The organism is Nocardioides mangrovi, assembly GCF_020073815.1.
Taxonomy (GTDB): Bacteria; Actinomycetota; Actinomycetes; order Propionibacteriales; family Nocardioidaceae; genus Nocardioides; species Nocardioides mangrovi.
The window spans coordinates 491,871-504,708 of record NZ_JAIQZJ010000001.1 but is presented as its reverse complement, the minus strand read 5'-3'; the positions used below and the strand labels follow the sequence as shown (position 1 = coordinate 504,708).

Genomic DNA, 12,838 nt, shown 5'->3' with positions numbered 1-12,838 from the left:
GCCCCGAGGGGCAGGAGTCCCCGGTGGACCGGGTACTCATACACCCGGGCCGGCGGCTAGCCCGACAGCGCAGCGAGATCCTCGGTCGCGTCGTACACCCAGGACGTGTCGGCGGTGGCGAGCGCCTCGACCCAGGAGGCGGGCGCGTTGTTCATGATCGCGCCGTAGTCCCAGTAGTCCTTCCAGAGGCAGACCTTGCCGTCGCGGACCCGGTGGACCGTCGCGAAGGCGAGGGTGAAGACCTCGCCGGAGCGGAAGGTCCAGGTCTCGGAGTGCTCGTACATCACGTTGCCGGCGTCGTCGGCGACGAGCAGCCCGTCGTGGTTCTCGTACGCCGCGAGGTCGCCCCAGCCGACCTGGAGCCGCTTGACGATGTCGGCCGGTCCGCGCGCGGACAGCGACGGACCGAGCGGCATGTCCAGGTAGAGGCAGTCGTCGGTCACCCAGTCGGCGATGCCGTCGTAGTCGCGCGCGGACAGGGTGGTCCAGAGGCCGCGGACGGCCTCCTCGGGAGTGCGCGTCACGAGACGGCCTCGACCTCGGCCACCGGCGATGCCGCCGCGGCGGTCACGGGCGCACCGGCCTGCTCGGCCTTGAGGAACTGACCGACCCGCTCGGTGCCGAGCAGGGGAGTGGGCTCGCCGTCGGTGACGACGCGCCGGCCGCTGATGAAGACGGCGGGTACGGCGGCGTCGTTGCGGTTGACCATCCGCGAGAGTCCGCCGAACTGCTCGACCGGCGCCTCGTGGTAGTCCTCCAGCGTCGCGTCGAGGTGGGCGGGGTCGATGACCACGAGGTCCGCGCGGTCGCCCTCGCGGAGGGTGCCGGCGTCGATGCGGTACCAGTCGGCGAGCTCGCCGGTGAGCCGGTGCACGGCCTGCTCGACCGACATGAAGGCCTGGCCGGAGCGCTCGGCGTCGCGCACGTGCCGGAGCAGCCGCAGCCCGAAGTTGTAGAAGGACATGTTGCGCAGGTGGGCGCCCGCGTCGGAGAAGCCGATCTGGATGCCCGGGTCCTGCGCGAGCTTCTTGAGCACCGACGGGCGGTGGCCGCTGATGGTGGTGCGCCAGCGGATCGCGGTGCCGTGCTCGAGGACCAGGTCGAGGAACGCGTCGACCGGGTGCTTGCCGCCGAGCTCGTCGCCGACCTGCCCGAAGGACTTGCCGACCACCGACGCATCGGGGCACTCGACGATCTCGGCGTCGTAGAAGTCGCGGTGCCACACGCGCGGGCCGTACTTCGACTCGTAGTCCTTGCGGAACGCCTTGCGGTAGTCGGGGTCGCGCATCAGCTCGTCGCGGGCGAGCTTCTCCTGGAGGTGGAGCGCCATCGCGCCGGAGCCGAACTCCTCGAAGATCACCAGGTCGATGCCGTCGGCGTACACCTCGAAGGGCACGGGCAGGTGCTGCCAGCGGAAGTCGGCGCCGAGCTTGTTGACGACGTGCGCGATCGGCCGCATCAGGTGGATGACGAACGGGATCGCCTTGATGTCCGCGGCGGAGAGCAGGCTCGTGCGCAGCGCGGGCCGGCCGAACCAGCCGATCGAGCCGAGCGCCTGGCCGCCGATCGTCGAGACCGGGTGGGTGGCGTCCGGACCGGCCTGCAGGGCGCGCCGCCGACGGCGCAGGATCGAGCGCAGGCCGCGCATCTCCTTGCGCTTGGCGTACGTCGAGGGCAGCGTGCGCGAGCGGCAGAGGTCGCCGTCGATCTTGTCGAAGAGCAGCTGCTGGGCCGACATGCCGACGAAGCCGGCGTCGAGCGCCTCGTCGAGCAGGTGCTCCATCTTCGCCTGCTCGCGGCGTGAGGGCCGGACCTCCTTGCGGGTCGCCCGGTCCAGTCCCATGGTCGCGGTGCGCATGTCGGAGTGGCCGATGAACGCCGCGAGGTTGGGACCGAGCGGGAGCGACTCGAGCGCCGCGACGTACTCGTGCGCGCTGCGCCAGGTCCGGTGCTCGTCGACGGCGCGGATGACGTGCTGGCGCGGGATCGCCTCGACCCGCCCGAAGAGGTCGCCCGCGTCGACGCCGCCCACGTGGACGGTCGACAGCGAGCACGAGCCGAGGAGCAGCGTGGTCACGCCGTGGCGGACCGACTCGGGCAGGCCGGGGCCGTCGAGCACCTCGATGTCGTAGTGGGTGTGGATGTCCACCAGGCCCGGGATCACCCACTGGCCCGAGGCGTCGACGACCTCGGGACAGCCGGTCTCGTCGAGTGCCTCCGCGCTGACGGTCGCGACCCGACCGTCCTTGATGCCCAGGTTGCGGACCGCGGAGTCGGCACCCGTGCCGTCGAACCAGCGGCCGTTCTTGATGATCGCGTCGAACGTCATGTGAGGCATGCAACACGTTCTAGTTGACGCGCGTCAAGAACCAGTGCCGGCCTGTCCGAAGTAGTGCGCGGCCATGTCCTCGAGCAGCCCGACGCCGGTCGGGTGCCAGTCGAGCAGCTCCTGGGTGCGGGCGCTGGAGGCGGGCACGTCGCTGCCGAGGAAGCCGGCCAGGAACGTGAAGTGCGCCGGCGCCTCCTCGGCGGTGATCGAGGTGACGGGCAGCTCCAGCCGCTCGCCGATCAGCTCGGCGACCTCCCGCAGCGGCACGCCCTCCTCGCCGACCGCGTGGAGCACCGTGCCCGCGGACGCCTGCTCGATGGCGAGCCGGAAGAGGCGGGCCGCGTCGCGCCGGTGGACGGCCGGCCAGCGCTGCGTGCCGTCACCGATGTACGCCGAGACGCCCTGCTGGCGGGCGATCCCGATGACGGTCGGGATGAAGCCGTTGTCGCCCGCGTCGTGGACGGTCGGCGTCAGGCGGACCACGGACGAGCGGACGCCGCGGTCGGCGAGCGCGAGCGTCAGGACGGAGTTGGCGCCACGGGCGGCGACGTGGCCGGTCTCGAGCGGCACGTCCTCCTCGGTCGCGACCCGGCCCGGCGCGAGCATCGCCGTGCCGGACGCGATGGTGAGGGCCTTGCCGGTGCCGGCGAGCGCCTCGCCGAAGGTCTCGATCGCGGCCCGGTCGGACGCGGCGGCGCCGGCGGCGTCGCCGCCGAACATCAGGTCGTGGCGGAAGGCGAGGTGGACGACGGCGTCGGCGTCGGTCGCTCCGGCGCGCAGGACGTCGAGGTCGGTGACGTCGCCGCGGAGCACCTCCCCGCCGAGGTCGGTGATCGTGGCGGCCGCCGCGTCGGAGCGGGCGAGCCCGACGACCTGGTGGTCGTGGGAGAGGAGCTCGGGGACGACGGCGGAGCCGACGAAGCCCGAGGCTCCGGTGACGAAGACGCGCAAGGGAACCTCCGGCGAGTAGTGATGTCAGGATCTGTCATGACGGTAGCACGCCGATGACAGGGTCTGACATCACGTAGGATCGAGCCGTGGGACGTTGGGAGCCGAACGCGCGCGGCCGCCTCGAGGAGGCGGCGCTCGAGCTCTTCGCCGAGCACGGCTACGACCAGACGACCGTCGCCCAGATCGCCGACCGCGCCGGCCTGACCGAGCGCACCTTCTACCGGCACTTCGCCGACAAGCGCGAGGTGCTCTTCGGGGGCGGGACGGTCCTCGAGGAGGCGCTGGCGGCCGCCGTACGCGAGGCGCCCGCCGAAGCGGCGCCGTACGACGTGGTCGCGGAGGCGCTCGTGCGCGCGGCCTCCTTCCTCGACGAGCAGCGCCGCGACCACGCGCCGCGGCGGCAGGCGGTGATCGAGGCGCACGCCGAGCTCCGCGAGCGCGAGCTCGGCAAGATGGCGGCCTGGGTCAGCACCCTCGCCGACGGCCTGCGCGAGCGCGGGGTGGAGCCGCGGCTGGCCGACCTGATCGCCGAGACCGGCGTCGCGGTCTTCCGGACCGCCTTCGCCACCTGGGTCACCGACACCCGGGCGCAGGACCTGCGGTCCCTGCTGCGCGAGGCGTTCGCCGACCTGCGGGCCGCGACCGCCGGCTAGCGGCTCAGCGGGCCGGGATGGTCACCGTGAAGGTCGTCCCGCGGCCCAGCTCGGACGCGACCGCGACGGTGCCGCCGTGCCGCTCGGCGATGGTCGCGACGATCGCCAGTCCCAGGCCGGTGCCCGGGTGCCGGAGGGCGTCGGGGTTGGAGGTCCGGTAGAAGGCCCGGAAGAGACCCTCGAGGTCGTCGGGCCCGATGCCGATGCCGGTGTCCGCCACCGTCAGGACCACGCGCCGGTGCTCGTGGACGGCACGCACCGCGACGGTGCCGCCCGGCTCGGTGTACTTCACCGCGTTGCTGAGCAGGTTGCCGACCAGGCGGTCGAGCTCCGAGGGGCTGCCGGTCACCACGAGCGGGTCCGACGGCAGGTCGACGTCCAGGGCCAGGCCGCCGGTGTGCACGGGGGTGGCCACCAGGGCCGCGACCTCGCGGACCAGGTGTGCCAGGTCGACCTCGGCCTCCTCGACCGGGTGCTGCGGGTCGCTGACGGTCGCGAGCAGCAGCAGGTCGTCGACGACGCGCTGCATCCGGGTCGCACCCCGGGTCATCGCCCGGTGGTGCCGGGCGCCGATCTCGCCGATCTCGAGGCTCCCGAGCATCTCGAGGTTGCCGGCGATGACGGTCAGTGGTGTGCGCAGCTCGTGGGAGAGGGTCGCGATGAGCTGGCTGCGGTAGTCGTCGAGCTGCTGGAGCTCGCGCACCAGAGCGCGCTGACCCTCCAGCGCGCTCGCGGTCCGCAGGGCCGCGCCCAGGTCGTAGCCGATCTGCACCGCCGACGAGCGCTCGATCGCCGACCACGCCGGGTCTGTCGTGCGGCGGCCCAGCGCCAGGAAGCCGAAGTACTCCGGGCCGGCGCCGAGCGGCACCGCCAGCACCGAGCCGAGCCCGAGCCCGCGGACCTCGTCGCGGATCCGGACCACGGCCGCGTCGTCCTCGGGCCGTTCGGCGCCGACCTCGACCACGAGGGACTGCTGCTCGAGCCAGAGCCGCAGGCCGACCTCGTGGCACAGGTCGATCACGTCGTCGGGCAGCGGGACGACCGCGCTGTCGCGGGCCCGCGCGTAGCCCCGGGCGACGGCGGCGGGGTCGAGCACCTCGATCCAGGACCCCGTGGCGTGGAAGCCCTCGACCAGCGGCCGGTGGGCGTGCTCGAGCACGGCCTCGAGGGAGGGGTGCGCGGGCGCGAGGGCGGAGCGGACCAGGCGCCGCGCCGCCTCGGCGTACCCGAACTGCTCGCGGAGCTCCAGGCGCTCGCGGGCGTTGGCGACCGTGCGCTCGGTCTGGTGGAAGCACCGCTCGAGCACGCGCCGCACCGCGGGGTCCGGTCGGCGCCCGCTGTGCGGGTCGTCGCAGCGGATCACGCCGATCACCCGGTCGACCTCGGTCAGCACGCCGATGAGCAGGTCGCCGGACTGCCAGGCCTCGCCGGTGAGGTCCCCATCGCCGGGGACGAGCAGCAGCCGGCCCCCGGCGGGGACCGCGAGCTCCTCGGGCGCCAGGCCCAGGGGAGTGGGGGACGATCCGGGCGGCCCGGCGTACGCCACCGGTACCAGGGCGGTCCCCTCCGCGATCGCCAGCGTGACCCGGGCGAAGCCGCCCATCTCCGCGATCGCGTCGACCAGTAGCTCGAGGACGGGATGGGTGGAACCGTCCGGCCAGTCACCGAGCCCGAGCGCTGCCGTCACCGTCTTCCTCCCGTGTCGGGCGAAGCCTAGTGATTTCCGGACGACTTGTTGTTGAAACGGCGACCAGATGACGACGGGCCGCGCCACGCCTGCCCCGGGCGCTCGCCCGGGCCAGGGCGCGACAGGTGTCAGGCGGTGGCGGTGAAGGCCTCGGAGACGATGTCGAACGCCTCGCGCAGCAGGTCGTCGCCGATCGAGAGCGGCGGCAGGAAGCGGAAGACGTTGCCCCAGGTCCCGCAGGTGAGGACGACGACGCCCTGCTGGTGGCAGTAGGCCGCGACCGCGGCGGTCCGCGCGGCGTCCGGCTCGGTCGTGCCGGGCTTGCACAGCTCGATCGCCATCATCGCGCCGCGGCCGCGGACCTCGGCGATCACCGGGTGCTCGATCTTGAGCGCGTCCAGCCGGGTGTGCATGAGCTCGCCGATGTGGCGGGCTCGGGCGGCGAGGTCGTGCTCCTTCATCTCCTCGATCGCGCCGAGCCCGGCGGCGCAGGCGATCGGGTTGCCGCCGTACGTGCCGCCGAGGCCACCGACGTGGACCGAGTCCATGAGGTCGGCGCGGCCGGTGACGGCGGCGAGCGGCAGGCCGCCGGCGATGCCCTTGGCGGTGGTGACGAGGTCGGGGACGACGCCCTCGTGGTCGCTGGCGAACCAGTCGCCGGTGCGGCAGAAGCCGGACTGGATCTCGTCGGCGATGAAGACGACGTCGTTGTCCTCGGCCCAGGCGGCGAGCGCGGGCAGGAAGCCGGGCGCGGGGACGACGAAGCCGCCCTCGCCCTGGATCGGCTCGATCACGATGCAGGCGAGGTTGGCGGCCCCGACCTGCTTCTCGATGACGTCGATCGCGCGGGCGGCGGCGGACGGGCCGTCGAGGCCGTCGCGCAGCGGGTAGGACATCGGGGCGCGGTAGACCTCGCCGGCGAACGGCCCGAAGCCGTTCTTGTAGGGCATGTTCTTGGCCGTCATCGCCATCGTGAGGTTGGTACGGCCGTGGTAGGCGTGGTCGAAGACCGCGACCGCGTCCTTGCCGGTCGCCACGCGGGCGATCTTGACGGCGTTCTCGACGGCCTCGGCGCCGGAGTTGAAGAGCGCGCTCTTCTTCGCGTGGTCGCCGGGCGTCAGCTCGGCCAGCGCCGCGCACACGTCGACGTAGCCGTCGTACGGCGTGACCATGAAGCAGGTGTGCGTGAAGGCCTGCACCTGCTCCTGCACGTTGCGCACGACCGCCGGCGCGGCGTTGCCGACGGTCGTCACGGCGATGCCGGAGCCGAGGTCGATCAGGTGGTTGCCGTCGACGTCGACGAGGATCCCGCCGCCCGCCTGGGTCACGAAGACGGGGAGGGTGGTGCCGACCCCGTCGGCGACGTACGCCTTCTTGCGGTCGAGGCGCTCGAGCGAGCCCGGCCCGGGGATCGCGGTGACGAGGCGGCGCTCCTGGGTGACAGCAGAATCGGTCATGAGTCGAGCCTAATCCGACCGGATCCGTGCTCAACAGGGGGTGCGGGTGTCGAATTGGTCAGATTTCTTGGGTCAGGAGCTCCGCTGTTCGCCGGTGCTGCACCCAGAGGCCCTTCATGCGGTAGATCGCGAGCGAGCCCTCGAGCATGGCGCGTCGCTGCGCGAGCTCGCCGCGTCGGAGCGAGATCTCGCTGAGCCACCGGCCGAGGTCCGCACGGTGCCAGACCTGGTCGCTCTCCTGGCCGACCCGGATCGCCTCGGTCGCGAGCCGGGCGGACCGGTCCAGGTCGCCGCCGTCGCGGGCCTCGATCAGCGCCGATGCCGCGGAGAGCCAGGACACCGACAACGTGTCGTAGGGCGACGTCGTCGCGGCTGCCTCATCGACCAGCGGACGGATCGCGTCGAGTGGATCGTGCTCCTGGAGCATCAGGAGGGCCTGCCAGAGGGCGATCGTCGAGAGGTGGGACCGATCGCCGCGGACGCGGCAGGCGTCCGCCGCCCGAGCGAAGGTGGTGATGGCGAGCCGATCGGCGCCGCCGATGACGTAGGCCATCGCGTGGAAGTTCAGATCCTCGACGGTGCGCCCGTCATCGAGGTCCGTGGAGGCGTCCAGGCAGCTGGTGATCTCGTCGATCGCACCGTCGAGTCCCTGGCCCGCTGCGATGAGGGCGCGCAGACCGCGTGCGCGGAGCACATGCCGCGGTGTCGGGTCGGCCGGCCACGTGTCGCGCACCCAGCCCTCGATCTCGGCGATGTCCGCCGGGCCGTAGAGCAGGACGCCGCCGGCGAACCACGCGGCGTAACGACGGTCGAAGACCGTCCCGACCTGCACCAGCTCGTCGCAGACGTCGCCGACGCGCACCCATCGGCCGCGCATCACCCACGCAGTGAGGGCTGCGCTCAGCGCCTGGCTCAGCAGCTGCCGGTCGCCCGCGTCCCGAGCGAGTGCCGCTGCACGCTCCGCTGCCGCGAGGGCGTCACCAGGGTCGCGTTCCCCCGCGGCAGCGAGCTCGGTCGCCTGCCGCTGGCACTCCACGACCGCACGCTCCAGCTCGGTGGCGTCCCGGTCGGTCGTCACCTCGCGAGCGAGCACTCCCAGCAGGTCGCCGGCCGCGGCGACCTCGCCGGTCTGGGTCAGCAGGTAGGCCAGGCGGCCCTGGAGGCGACGGCGGGCCGGGGTCGGCGGCCGCAGGTCGATCGCCTGCTCGAGGAGGGCGCGCGCGACGCCGACGTCATCGCGGTCGCGAGCCTCCTCGGCAGCGGTCGCGAGCGATCGAGCGGCGCGGAGCGTGAGCTCGTCGGTGTCCGGGTCGCGCGGACTGAGCTCGCGTCGCAGCCGGGCCGCCCGCTCGAGGTGGTGGGCGACGAAGGCCGTACGTTCAGAGCCGGCGACGGCCCCGGAGCCCTCCAGCCGCGCGGCAAAGCGCAGGTGGAGGTCGGCGCGTGCAGCCTTCGGCAGCGCGTCGTACGCCGCGTCGCGCACCATCACGTGCTTGAACGCCCAGCTGTCCCCGTCGGGGCCGCGCACGCGGCGCAGCAGGTCGCGTCGGCCGAGGGAGGTGAGGGCGTCGACCACCTCGTCGTGCGCGGACCCCTCGGGCGCGAGCGCGAGCGCCTCGTCGGTCGTCAGCTCCAGGCCGACCACCGAGACCCGCTCGAGCAGCACACGCTCCTCGTCCGGCAACCGGTCCATGCGCGCGGACAGCAACGCCGAGACCGTCGGCGGGACGCGAGCGGACTCGAGATCGCCGGTGAGTCGCCATGACTCGCCCTCACGGACGAGGACCCCGGTCTCGGTGAGATGGGTGGCGATCTCCTCCACGAAGAGCGGGTTGCCACCGGCCCACACGGAGACCTGCCGGGCGACCTCCTCGGGCACCGCCCGTCCCAGCAGGGCGGCCATCGACGTCCGCGTCTGGTCGACGGTGAAGGGCTCGAGTGCGAAGGTCGTCGAGTTCAGCGATCCGCCGCCCCAGCCGGGGTGTGCGTCGAGCAGCTCCGGGCGTGCCTGGTAGACGAGCAGCACCGGCAGGTCCTGCACCTCCTCACGCACCTGCTCGAGCAGGTCGAGCAGCGTGGGCTCGGCCCAGTGGAGGTCGTCGATGCTCAGGACCAGCGGGCGCGCCGACGCGAGCGACTCCACCATCCGTCGCACCGCCCACACGGTCTCCTGCCCGGCGCCGGGGTCGCCGCCCCGTCCGAGCAGAGGAAGCAGGAGCTCGACCACGCGCTCGGCGTCGGCGGCGTCGGCCATCTGTGCGGAGAGCGCGTGGCGGGTGAGCTCGTCGGACTCGTCGCCACTGAGGTGCAGCGCCTGGCGCAGCGCCTGCACCAGCGGCCAATAGGTGATGCCCTGCCCGTAGGACACGCAGCGACCGCTCACCGTGCCAGCCCGATCGCCGATCCGGGCGAGGAAGTCCGCCACCAGACGCGACTTCCCGATGCCTGGCGCCCCGAGGACGGTGACCAGGTGGCTGCGCCCGCTCTCCACCGTGCGAGCGAGGGCGTCGTCGAGCACGCGAGTCTCCCGGTCGCGGCCGACCAGCGCGGCTCCCATGCGGCGCGCCCGGCCGGGCCGCTCGGCCAGGACCGACAGCAGGCGGTACGCCGCCACCGGGTCGCTCTTGCCCTTCGCCAGGACCGGGTCGACCGCCTCGACCTCGACGGCGTCGCGCACCAGGGCCAGGGTCTCGGCCCCGATCAGGATGCCTCCTGGCGGAGCGGCCTGTTCCAGGCGTGCCGCGGTGTTGACCGCGTCGCCCGTCGCGAAGGACCCGCCTGCTCGGGCCGACCCGACGATCACACCGCCGGTGTTGATGCCGGTACGGACCTCGAGCCGGACCCCGGAGGTCGCTGCCAGCTCGTCGGAGAGCCCGCTGAGCGCGTGGTCGAGGTCGTGCGCGGCCCGCACCGCCCGCAGGGCGTCGTCCTCGCGCACCTCAGGGACCCCGAAGACCGCCAGCACCGCGTCGCCGACGAACTTCTCCACCGTCCCGCCGTGTCGTTCGACCGCCTCACGCGCGAGGTCGAAGTAGCGGCCCATGATCTGCCGGTAGGCCTCCGGGTCGAGCTGCTCCCCGAGCGCCGTCGAGCCCGTGACGTCGGTGAAGAGGAGCGTGACCGTCTTGCGCGCCTCGCGCGGCTCCGACGCCTCGGCGGGCGTGCCGCAGGCGGGGCAGAACCGGGCGTCGCTCGGCAGCTCCCCGTGACACTGCCGGCAGGTCACGGTGTCGCCGCCCCCGGAGTCGGCCATGCGCCGCATCGTAGTGCTCCCTGAGAGGATGCAGCAGTGACTCAACGCGATGTCGTCATCCTCGGCAGCACCGGCTCGATCGGCACCCAGGCCCTCGACATCGTGCGCGCCAACCCGGACCGGTTCCGGGTGGTCGGGCTGACCGCCGGCGGGGGCAACCCGGAGCTGTTCGACCAGCAGGTCGCGGAGTTCTCGCCGGCGTACTCCGGGCTGGGCGAGGACGCCTCGGTCGCGGCCGCCGGCCAGCCCTGCGACGTGGTGCTCAACGGCATCACCGGCGCGGTCGGCCTCCGGCCCACGCTCGCCGCGCTCGACGCCGGCACCACCCTCGCGCTCGCCAACAAGGAGTCGCTGATCATGGGCGGCCCGCTCGTCCTCGAGCGCGCCGTGCCCGGCCAGATCGTCCCGGTCGACTCGGAGCACAGCGCGCTCGCCCAGTGCCTGCGTGGCGGTACGCCGGAGGAGGTGCGCCGCCTGGTGCTCACGGCGAGCGGTGGCCCGTTCCGCGGCCGCAGCCGCGCGGACCTGGCGGGGGTGACCGTCGAGGAGGCGCTCGCGCACCCGACCTGGGCCATGGGCCCGGTCGTCACCATCAACTCCGCGACCCTGGTCAACAAGGGCCTCGAGGTGATCGAGGCGCACCTGCTCTTCGGGATCCCCTACGACCGGATCGAGGTCGTCGTCCACCCGACCAGCGTCGTCCACTCGATGGTGGAGTTCGTCGACGGCTCGACGCTCGTGCAGGCCAGCCCGCCGACCATGCTGATCCCGATCGCGCTGGGCCTGGCCTGGCCCGACCGGGTGCCCGACACCGCGCCGCCCGTCGACTGGACCCGGCCGGAGACCTGGGAGTTCCTCCCGCTCGACGACGAGGCCTTCCCGGCGGTCCGGCTGGCGCGGCAGGCGGGGGAGACCGGCGCGACCGCTCCCGCCGTCTACAACGCGGCCAACGAGGAGTGCGTGGAGGCCTTCCGCACGGGCCGGCTGGCCTTCACCGAGATCGTGCCGACGGTTCAGGAGGTTCTCAGCCGTCACGACGTACCCTCGGAGACGGCGTCGTTGTCCGTCGAGGACGTGCTCGACGCCGACGCGTGGGCACGTCGCACCGCGCGCCAGCTGATCGAAGGGACCCGATGACCGCCCTGCTCTACCTGCTCGGAGTGGTGATCTTCGCGTTCGCCATCCTGGCCTCGATCGGCCTCCACGAGCTCGGCCACATGATCCCGGCGAAGAAGTTCGGCGGGAAGGTCACCCAGTACTTCATCGGCTTCGGCCCCACCGTCTGGTCGACGCGGCGCGGCGAGACGGAGTACGGCGTCAAGGCGATCCCGCTCGGCGGCTACGTCAAGATCGTCGGGATGCTGCCGCCCGGCGCCACCGACCTCGCGGACGAGGTCACCACCGACGAGGACGGCCAGCAGGTCGTCCGGGTGCGCAAGTCCAACACCGGCCTCTTCACCCAGCTCATCTCGGACGCACGTGCGGCGGAGTGGGAGACCATCACCCCGGCGGACAACGACCGCCTCTTCTACAAGATGCCGTGGTGGAAGAAGGTCATCGTGATGGCCGGCGGGCCGACGGTGAACATCCTCATCGCGTTCTTCATCTTCTGGGGCGTCTTCGCCTTCTACGGCCAGCGCACCGTCGAGCCGGACGCCGGTCAGCCGGTGCTCGACCAGGTCTCGGAGTGCGTGATCCCCTACGTCGACAACCGGACCACCTGCAAGGACAGCGACCCGGTCAGCCCGGCGGCCCAGGCCGGGCTCCGGCCAGGTGACGTGATCACGAGCTTCAACGGCACGGCCGTCACCGGCTGGGACCAGCTGCGGACCCTGATCCGCGGCAACGACGACGGCCAGGCCGTCATCGGCTACGAGCGCGACGGCCGGGCGATGACCGGGACCACCAGCACCACCGTCGAGGCGCGACCCGAGTCCAACACCGACGAGACCCTCCACCAGGTCGGCTTCCTCGGCGTCACCCCGACCACCCACGAGGTCGTCACCACCGGCGGGCCGATCTACACCATCGACCAGATGGGCACGATGGCCAAGGAGACCGTCTCCGCGCTGGCCACCCTCCCGGTCAAGGTCTGGGGCGTCGCGGAGGCGATCGTGGGCGTCAAGGACCGCGCCGCGGACAGCCCGGTGAGCATCGTCGGCGGTGGTCGCCTGGCCGGCGAGACCGTCTCGGAGGAGGGCTTCCCGGTCGCCGAGAAGGCCGTCTTCCTGCTCATGCTGATCGCGGGCTTCAACTTCTTCATCGGGATGTTCAACTTCGTCCCGCTGCTGCCTCTCGACGGCGGCCACATCGCGGGCGCCCTGTGGGAGGCGATCCGGCGCGGCTGGGCCCGGCTGCGTGGCCGGCCCGACCCCGGGTACGTCGACGTCGCGCGGCTGCTCCCGATCGCTTACTGCGTGGCCGCCTGCCTGCTCGTCATGGGCGTCGTGCTCATCGTCGGCGACCTCGTCGTACCCGTGCAGCTCTCCTCCTGACCGAGACCTAGGA

9 protein-coding genes are annotated in these 12,838 nt (G+C 72.7%); 3 read left to right on the top strand and 6 right to left on the bottom strand.

Features of this window, described 5'->3' with window-relative positions:
• Positions 1-56: 56 nt before the first annotated feature.
• The 3 genes from K8U61_RS02350 to K8U61_RS02340 are packed head-to-tail and all read right to left on the bottom strand — an operon-like array spanning position 57 to position 3,280.
• On the bottom strand, positions 57-524 hold the full coding sequence (locus K8U61_RS02350; protein WP_224121355.1) for a nuclear transport factor 2 family protein: 468 nt from the start codon (positions 522-524) through the stop codon (positions 57-59).
• Entirely contained in the window at positions 521-2,329 is a 1,809-nt protein-coding gene (locus K8U61_RS02345) for an N-acyl-D-amino-acid deacylase family protein (RefSeq protein WP_224121354.1), read from the bottom strand. The genes K8U61_RS02350 and K8U61_RS02345 overlap by 4 nt, the downstream gene beginning before the upstream one ends.
• Before the next feature lie 33 nt (positions 2,330-2,362).
• A complete protein-coding gene (locus K8U61_RS02340; protein WP_224121353.1) occupies positions 2,363-3,280 on the bottom strand; it encodes an SDR family oxidoreductase in 918 nt (305 codons plus the stop codon).
• 86 nt (positions 3,281-3,366) lie between these two features.
• Here K8U61_RS02340 and K8U61_RS02335 point away from each other — a divergent pair, with 86 nt between their 5' ends.
• Complete coding sequence (locus tag K8U61_RS02335) at positions 3,367-3,933, top strand: TetR/AcrR family transcriptional regulator (protein ID WP_224121352.1); 567 nt, start codon at positions 3,367-3,369, stop codon at positions 3,931-3,933.
• Positions 3,934-3,937: 4 nt separating this feature from the next.
• On the opposite strand, the gene K8U61_RS02330 is transcribed toward K8U61_RS02335, so the two are convergent.
• The 3 genes from K8U61_RS02330 to K8U61_RS02320 form a co-directional block, all read right to left on the bottom strand.
• Positions 3,938-5,620: a sensor histidine kinase gene (locus K8U61_RS02330; RefSeq protein ID WP_224121351.1), complete on the bottom strand. Its 1,683-nt coding sequence runs from the start codon at positions 5,618-5,620 to the stop codon at positions 3,938-3,940.
• 128 nt (positions 5,621-5,748) lie between these two features.
• Positions 5,749-7,077 (bottom strand): 4-aminobutyrate--2-oxoglutarate transaminase, encoded by a 1,329-nt coding sequence (gene gabT, locus K8U61_RS02325; protein ID WP_224121350.1) that lies wholly within the window; start codon positions 7,075-7,077, stop codon positions 5,749-5,751.
• Positions 7,078-7,135: 58 nt separating this feature from the next.
• Positions 7,136-10,330 carry an AAA family ATPase gene (locus K8U61_RS02320; RefSeq protein ID WP_224121349.1) on the bottom strand — a complete coding sequence of 1,065 codons (3,195 nt, stop codon included), beginning with the start codon at positions 10,328-10,330 and terminating at the stop codon, positions 7,136-7,138.
• Between the two features lie 36 nt (positions 10,331-10,366).
• On the opposite strand from K8U61_RS02320, the gene K8U61_RS02315 reads away from it, so the two are divergent.
• Positions 10,367-11,467 (top strand): 1-deoxy-D-xylulose-5-phosphate reductoisomerase, encoded by a 1,101-nt coding sequence (locus K8U61_RS02315; RefSeq protein ID WP_224121348.1) that lies wholly within the window; start codon positions 10,367-10,369, stop codon positions 11,465-11,467.
• On the top strand, positions 11,464-12,825 hold the full coding sequence (locus K8U61_RS02310) for a M50 family metallopeptidase (RefSeq protein ID WP_272491941.1): 1,362 nt from the start codon (positions 11,464-11,466) through the stop codon (positions 12,823-12,825). The genes K8U61_RS02315 and K8U61_RS02310 overlap by 4 nt, the downstream gene beginning before the upstream one ends.
• Positions 12,826-12,838 lie beyond the last annotated feature (13 nt).

Excerpts from the sequence above, each read along its gene's own strand:
- K8U61_RS02345 (WP_224121354.1), bottom strand. The coding sequence starts at position 2,329 with ATGACGTTCGACGCGATCATCAAGAACGGCCGCTGGTTCGACGGCACG.
- gabT (WP_224121350.1), bottom strand. The coding sequence starts at position 7,077 with ATGACCGATTCTGCTGTCACCCAGGAGCGCCGCCTCGTCACCGCGATC.
- K8U61_RS02320 (WP_224121349.1), bottom strand. The coding sequence starts at position 10,330 with ATGGCCGACTCCGGGGGCGGCGACACCGTGACCTGCCGGCAGTGTCAC.
- K8U61_RS02310 (WP_272491941.1), top strand. The coding sequence starts at position 11,464 with ATGACCGCCCTGCTCTACCTGCTCGGAGTGGTGATCTTCGCGTTCGCC.